The organism is Brevundimonas sp. GN22 (assembly GCF_054824005.1).
Genome location: NZ_JSYD01000011.1, coordinates 20,978 through 27,248 on the forward strand (window position 1 = coordinate 20,978; position 6,271 = coordinate 27,248).

At 62.9% G+C, this 6,271-nt stretch carries 6 protein-coding genes, 1 pseudogene and 1 riboswitch; of the genes and pseudogenes, 5 read left to right on the forward strand and 2 right to left on the reverse strand.

Annotated elements, in window-relative coordinates; genetic code table 11:
- Positions 1–6: 6 nt before the first annotated feature.
- Positions 7–633: a bifunctional nicotinamidase/pyrazinamidase gene (pncA, locus tag OB03_RS01850; RefSeq protein WP_461343048.1), complete on the reverse strand. Its 627-nt coding sequence runs from the start codon at positions 631–633 to the stop codon at positions 7–9.
- A 202-nt stretch (positions 634–835) separates the two neighbouring features.
- Here pncA and OB03_RS01855 point away from each other — a divergent pair, with 202 nt between their 5' ends.
- Positions 836–1,582: a hypothetical protein gene (locus tag OB03_RS01855; RefSeq protein WP_461343049.1), complete on the forward strand. Its 747-nt coding sequence runs from the start codon at positions 836–838 to the stop codon at positions 1,580–1,582.
- Positions 1,583–1,644: 62 nt separating this feature from the next.
- Here OB03_RS01855 and OB03_RS01860 read toward each other — a convergent pair whose 3' ends face one another.
- Positions 1,645–2,625 (reverse strand): class 1 fructose-bisphosphatase, encoded by a 981-nt coding sequence (locus OB03_RS01860; protein ID WP_461343050.1) that lies wholly within the window; start codon positions 2,623–2,625, stop codon positions 1,645–1,647.
- A 124-nt stretch (positions 2,626–2,749) separates the two neighbouring features.
- Positions 2,750–2,850, forward strand: a riboswitch (glycine riboswitch).
- A 160-nt stretch (positions 2,851–3,010) separates the two neighbouring features.
- On the opposite strand from OB03_RS01860, the gene gcvT reads away from it, so the two are divergent.
- From gcvT to OB03_RS01880, 4 genes and pseudogenes are all read left to right on the forward strand, one after another.
- Positions 3,011–4,126 (forward strand): glycine cleavage system aminomethyltransferase GcvT, encoded by a 1,116-nt coding sequence (gcvT, locus tag OB03_RS01865; protein ID WP_461343051.1) that lies wholly within the window; start codon positions 3,011–3,013, stop codon positions 4,124–4,126.
- A gap of 12 nt (positions 4,127–4,138) precedes the next feature.
- Complete coding sequence (gcvH, locus tag OB03_RS01870) at positions 4,139–4,504, forward strand: glycine cleavage system protein GcvH (RefSeq protein ID WP_242913694.1); 366 nt, start codon at positions 4,139–4,141, stop codon at positions 4,502–4,504.
- 90 nt (positions 4,505–4,594) lie between these two features.
- The gene (gene gcvPA, locus OB03_RS01875) at positions 4,595–5,938 is read left to right on the forward strand and encodes an aminomethyl-transferring glycine dehydrogenase subunit GcvPA (RefSeq protein WP_242913693.1); all 1,344 of its coding nucleotides are present in this window, start codon (positions 4,595–4,597) and stop codon (positions 5,936–5,938) included.
- A gap of 15 nt (positions 5,939–5,953) precedes the next feature.
- Positions 5,954–6,271 (forward strand): annotated as a pseudogene (locus OB03_RS01880) (aminomethyl-transferring glycine dehydrogenase subunit GcvPB); the annotation flags it as partial.

The following is a 6,271-nucleotide window of genomic DNA, read 5'->3' on the forward strand; positions in this document are numbered from 1 at the left end:
GGTGGATCAAAGCCGCACAACGCCCAGGGCCGCAAAGCTGTCGCGGGCGGCCTGTGCGGTGTCCTCCGCTATGGCGCGGGTGGCCTCTTCGATCACCACGGCCGCAAAGCCTTCGCGCACGGCATCCTCGGCGGTGAAGCGCACGCAGTAGTCATAGGCCAGACCGCACACGAACACGCGCTCCGCACCCAGTCCTCGTAACAGGCCCGACAGCCCCGTCGAGGTCTTGTGGTCGTTCTCGAAAAAGGCCGAATAGCTGTCCACCGCAGGGTTGGCCCCCTTGCGGATGATGGCCGCCGCACGCTGCACGGCGGGAGCGACATCGGCGTGGAAGTCCGCGCCCGAACTGCCCTGGACGCAGTGGTCGGGCCACAGCATCTGCGGGCCGTATTCCACCTCGATCTGGGTGAACGGGGCCGCGCCTTCGTGGTTGGAGGCAAAGCTGATCTGGTCCGGCGTATGCCAGTCCTGCGATACCACCACGGTCTTGAACCGCGCCGCGATCTCGTTGATCAGCGGCATGATCGACGCCCCGCCCTGAACCGCCAAGGCCCCGCCTTCGCAGAAGTCATTCTGCGGATCGACCACGATCAGGGCATCACGCTCGGTCACGTCTTGGAGGAAGGTCAGCATAGTCGAAACTCGATCAGGCCATTGGATGCAGCGACAGCATAGGTGCGACACTGGGCGAGCCAAAGCCGATTTTAGCAAACGCCGTTAACGACTCTTCATCGATACCCCTGACACTGCTTTCGACGAGCAATGATATCGCCCTGTGTCCCAAACTGACGTCGAGGGGTGCGATGGTCTTGCCGCAGGATTTGGGGGATCAACTTTGACCGAACTATCAACTGCCGCCATAGAGTTCCGCGCGCGTGTTTCCGACGCTGCCCGCTTTCTAGAGACCTGCGAAGGCGGGGATCCGGGGACGCCGGACAAGCCGTCGATCTGGTTGCTGGGTATCGAACCCGGTTGGAGCCTCGCCGATGCCGCTGCAGACGCAAAGGCAGAGCCACAGCGCGATCCCGAGCGCGAGCGATACAGCGTCGAACTTCAGCTAGGCTGGCCCTACAACGTCAAAGCGTTCAAACTTTTGGCGGGTATCGCAGGCCTCCCGACCGAGGACCACGTGGCCTTTGCGAAACAGGCGCGCCCGTTTGAAAAAGGGTGTTCGGGTTATTTCAAAGCCAACCTGTTTCCCGAACCGTTCAACAATGTCGCTGAATGGGATGCCGCCGCGACCGAACTGACAGGTTTCACCTCCAAACCGGAATACCAAGGCTGGCTGCGCCAAGCGCGCTTCGCGGTTCTGAGGGAAATGGTCTCCAAGCATCGTCCGAAAATCCTCATCGGCACGGGGCTGACGCATCTTCATGACTTCATGGACATCACCGGCACCACACAAGAGCCGGAAGCTCATCGCTTTGAAGTGAACGGGCATCCCAAGCGCATGCACATCAGCACATCGGGCACTGTGCCACTGGCAGTCGTGCCGCATTTCACAGGCGGCTCTCACGGCCTCAATAGCGAGGAATCCGTACGCATCGCAGCACAAGCCATCCGGCAGGCGCTAGTGGCGTAAAGGTTCAGCCCTAGAACGAAATCGGGCGGGATGTTGGAAAACACCCCGCCCTTTTCTTAGGTTTACACGCCGCAGGTGTCGGCGATGACGTCGATTTCGTTGGCTGAGCCGAGGATGACCGGCACGCGCTGGTGAAGCTGGGTCGGGAGGACGTCGAGGATGGCGTTGCGGCCGTCGGTGGTGGATTTGCCGCCAGCCTGTTCGACGAGGAAGCTCATCGGATTGCCTTCGTACATCAGGCGCAGCTTGCCCGGCTTGTTCGGCTCGCGCTTGTCCCACGGATACAGGAACACGCCGCCGCGCATCATGATGCGGTGAACGTCCGCCACCATGGCGGCGACCCAGCGCATGTTGAAATTCTTGCCGCGACCGCCCTCGGCCCCCTGAAGGCAGCCCTCGACGTATTTCTGCACGCCCTCGGCCCAGTGGCGCTGGTTCGACATGTTGATGGCGAACTCTTTGGTGTCGGGCGTGATCTTGATCGCGGGATGGGTCAGCAGCCACTGGCCGTCCAGCGACAGGGTAAAGCCTGCAACGCCCGAGCCCGTCGTCAGCACCAGCATGGTTTGGCCGCCGTAAAGCACATAGCCCGCCGCCAGTTGCTTGCGGCCGTCCTGCAGGAAGGCAGCGTCGGTGATTTCGCCCGACGGCGCAGCCAGAACCGAGAAGATGGTCCCCACCGGGGCGTTGATGTCGATGTTGCTTGATCCATCCAGCGGATCGAAGAGGACAAGGAACTTGCCGCCGTCGTGCTTGGCGGGCTGGCAGTTATCCATTTCCTCGGACGCCACACCGGCCACCAGCGGCAGGGCCAGCAGGTTGTCGGTCAAAATGTCGTTGGAGATGACGTCCAGCTTCTTCTGCTCTTCGTCCTGAACATTGACGTTGCCCGAGGCACCCAGCGCTCCGGCCAGCGCGCCGCCCGATACGACCTTGCGGATATCCACGCACGAGGCCGCGATCTTCAGCAGCAGTTCGGCCAGATCACCCTCGACGCCCGTGGCGGACAGGTGGGCAGACAGATCGGTGCGGACGTCGGTCATGATGGTTTCTTTAAATCCAAATCAGAGGCAAGACTGGGGATGAACCTCTCAATGACGCCTGTTCATTGATGCCGCAAGTGTGGCGGCGCTTGACTTCGAACCGGAGTCGATGGCTTAGGTCGCCTTAGCTCTCGCGGGAGAGATCGGGGGGATGGGAACCATCTTTCCGGAGCCGAAGGCGCAACCGCCCCGGAAACGCTCAGGCAAAAGGACCGCGAGGCGCACGGAACGCTGGAAAGTCGCCATTGGGTCGAGAGGGGTCCAAGGCGCGCCGAAGGAGCAAGGTTGCCGCCAAAACGGTAATCGGAATCTCTCAGGCCTAAGGGACAGCGGGGGCGCGTACGGCGAAGCTATCGCCGTGATGACGCGACTCCGGAGTGCGCCCATGAGTGACGAAATTCTGAAAACCACCCCCCTGAATGCGGCGCACCGTGCGCTTGGCGCGCGTATGGTCGGCTTTGGCGGCTATGACATGCCGGTCCAGTACGAAGGCGTTCTGGCCGAGCACAAATGGACCCGCGAGCATGCCGGTCTGTTCGACGTTTCCCACATGGGCCAGGCCAAGATCACCGGCAAGGACGCCATCGAACAGTTCGAGCGCTTCGTCCCCGGCGACTACAAGATCCTCAAGGATCACAAACAGAAATACTCCCTGCTGCTGAACGACCAAGGCGGCATCATGGACGACCTGATGGCGGGCAAGCCCGACCACAATGGTCTGTATGTGGTGGTCAACGCCGGTAACAAGGACGCCGATTTCGCCCACCTGCGTGCGAACCTTCAGGGCGATGCCAAGCTGGAAGTTCTGGAAGACCGCGCGCTTCTGGCCATTCAGGGTCCGGAAGCCATCGACGTCATGATCCAGCACGAACCGGCACTGGCCGAGCTGTCGTTCATGGACATCACCTGGCTGAACGTCTTTGGCGTGAACTGCTACATCTCGCGTTCGGGCTATACCGGCGAGGATGGCTTCGAGATTTCGGTACCCGCCGCCGATGCCGAGCGCGTGTGGAACCTGCTGCTCAGTGACGAACGCGTGAAGCCGATCGGTCTGGGTGCCCGCGACAGCCTGCGCCTCGAAGCCGGTCTGCCGCTGCACGGCCACGACCTCGATGCCGCCGTCTCTCCGGTTGAAGCCGACCTGACCTTCGCCCTGTCGAAGTCGCGCAAGGAAGCCGCGAACTTCCCGGGTGCCGAGCGCATTCTCAAGGAACTGGCTGAAGGCCCGTCGCGCAAGCGCGTGAACCTGCTGGTCAAGGAAGGCGCTCCGGCCCGCGAGGGTGCCGAGATCGCCGACAAGAACGGCAATATCATCGGCGTGGTCACCTCGGGTGGCCCGTCGCCTTCGACCGGCAACAAGATCGCCATCGGCTTCGTGCCGCCCGCGTTCACCGAAATCGGAACCGAGCTGAAAGTCGTCGTCCGTGGCCGCCCTGCTGCGGCCGAGGTCGTGGCCAGCCCGTTCGTTCCCACCCGTTACTACCGCAAACCCAAGGCTTGAGAGGGATCAGCCATGAAATTCACCAAAGATCACGAATGGGTCTCGCTGGACGGCGACATCGCCACCGTCGGCATCTCGGCTCACGCGGCTGAAGCCCTCGGCGACGTTGTGTTCGTTGAAACGCCGGACGTCGGCAAGACCGTAGCCAAGGGCGACAGCTTCGCCGTGGTTGAATCGGTCAAGGCCGCTTCGGACGTTTACGCTCCGGTTTCGGGCGAGGTCGTCGAAGCCAACGGCGCGCTGGCCGATGCACCGGAAACCGTGAACGCCTCGCCGGAAGGCGAAGGCTGGTTCGCCAAGATCAAGGTGTCGGACGCCTCGGAACTCGACGGCCTGATGGACAAGGCGGCTTACGACGCCTTCCTCGCGACCCTCTAATGCCTTTCGCCCGCCCCGACTTGTTCGGGGCGGGTTTCTTCTACCCCTTCCCCATAATCCGGCCGAATGCCGGACGGATCGGAACTGAACATGCGTTACCTCCCTCTGACAGCCGATGATCGCGAGGCCATGCTGGCCGCGATCGGGGCCAAGTCGATCGATGACCTCTTTGTAGACGTGCCGGAAAGCGCACGCCTGAGCGGCCCTGTGGACTTGCCGCGCGTGGCGGGCGAACTGGAAGTCGAGCGTGCCCTGTCGGCCATGGCGGCCAAGAACAAGACCGCCGGTTCGGTTCCGTTCTTCTGCGGCGCGGGCGCTTACAAGCACCATGTTCCAGCGACCGTGGATCACGTAATCCAACGCTCGGAATTCCTGACTTCCTACACCCCGTACCAACCGGAAATCGCACAAGGGACCCTGCAGTACCTGTACGAGTTCCAAACACAGGTTGCGAACCTGACGGGTATGCCGGTCGCCAACGCGTCGCTTTATGACGGCTCGACCGCCATGGCCGAGGGCGTGCTGATGGCCACCCGCGTCACCCGCCGCAACAAGGCTGTGATCTCGGGCGGCGTTCACCCGCACTACGTCAAGGCGACCGAGACTGTGGTTCACGCCATGGGCGTTGAAACCCAAGTCCTTCCGGCTGCCGTTGACGCCGAAGCTGACGTCATCGCCCAGATCGGTCCGGACACCGCTTGCGTCGTCGTCCAGACCCCGAACGTGTTCGGCACCGCCACCGACGTCACCAAGATCGCCGAGGCGGCTCAGGCCAATGGTGCCCTGCTGATCGTCGTCGTGACCGAAGCTGTGTCGATGGGCCTGCTGAAGTCGCCGGGCGAAATGGGCGCGGACATCGTCGCTGGCGAAGGCCAGTCGATCGGTAACGCCCTGAACTATGGCGGTCCGTACATCGGCCTGTTCGCCACCCGCGAAAAGCTGCTGCGCCAGACCCCGGGCCGCTATTGCGGCGAGACCGTCGATGCCGAGGGCAAGCGCGGCTTCGTTCTGACCCTGTCGACCCGCGAGCAGCACATCCGCCGCGACAAGGCGACGTCGAACATCTGCACCAACTCTGGCCTGTGCTGCCTCGCCTTCACCATCCACATGAGCCTGCTGGGCGAGACGGGTCTGCGCCAACTGGCCCTGCTGAACCACGAAAAGGCACTGGCTACCCGCGATGCGCTGGCCGCCATTGAAGGCGTCGAGGTCCTGACCCCGCGCTTCTTCAATGAGTTCGCCGTGAAGCTGCCGAAGAACGCTGCCGAGGTCGTCGAGACCCTTGCCGCCCAAGGCATCCTCGCTGGCGTGCCCTACAGCCGCCTCGCACCGGAAGCGGGCATGGACGACGTCTTGCTGGTCGCCGCCACCGAGACGACGCTGGACGCGGACATACAGATCCTCGCCACCGCACTCAAAGCCGCAGTCGCGTAAGGAAGGGCAACAGACATGAGCACCATGAACAACGTCGGGCGTCCTACCACTCCTCAGGCGACCACCCCGAACGCCGTCGCCGAAAAGCCCGCCACCCTGACCGGTGGCCGTGGCCTGCTGCAGGACGAGCCGCTGATCTTCGAAGGCGAAGGCTGGGGCAAGACTGGTGTGGACCTTGCCACCCCGAAGACCGATGGCTCGGACCTCGGTGATCTGGTCCGCCGCGACCCGATTGGCCTGCCGGGCCTGTCGGAGCCGGAAGCCATGCGCCACTATGTGCGCCTGAGCCAGAAGAACCACGCCATCGATCTGGCTATCTATCCGCTGGGTTCG

What these genes read in the sequence shown, in the direction of transcription:
- OB03_RS01860 (WP_461343050.1), bottom strand. Translation starts at nt 2,625, where the DNA reads ATGACCGACGTCCGCACCGATCTGTCTGCCCACCTGTCCGCCACGGGC.
- gcvT (WP_461343051.1), top strand. Translation starts at nt 3,011, where the DNA reads ATGAGTGACGAAATTCTGAAAACCACCCCCCTGAATGCGGCGCACCGT.
- gcvPA (WP_242913693.1), top strand. Translation starts at nt 4,595, where the DNA reads ATGCGTTACCTCCCTCTGACAGCCGATGATCGCGAGGCCATGCTGGCC.
- gcvH (WP_242913694.1), top strand. Translation starts at nt 4,139, where the DNA reads ATGAAATTCACCAAAGATCACGAATGGGTCTCGCTGGACGGCGACATC.
- pncA (WP_461343048.1), bottom strand. Translation starts at nt 633, where the DNA reads ATGCTGACCTTCCTCCAAGACGTGACCGAGCGTGATGCCCTGATCGTG.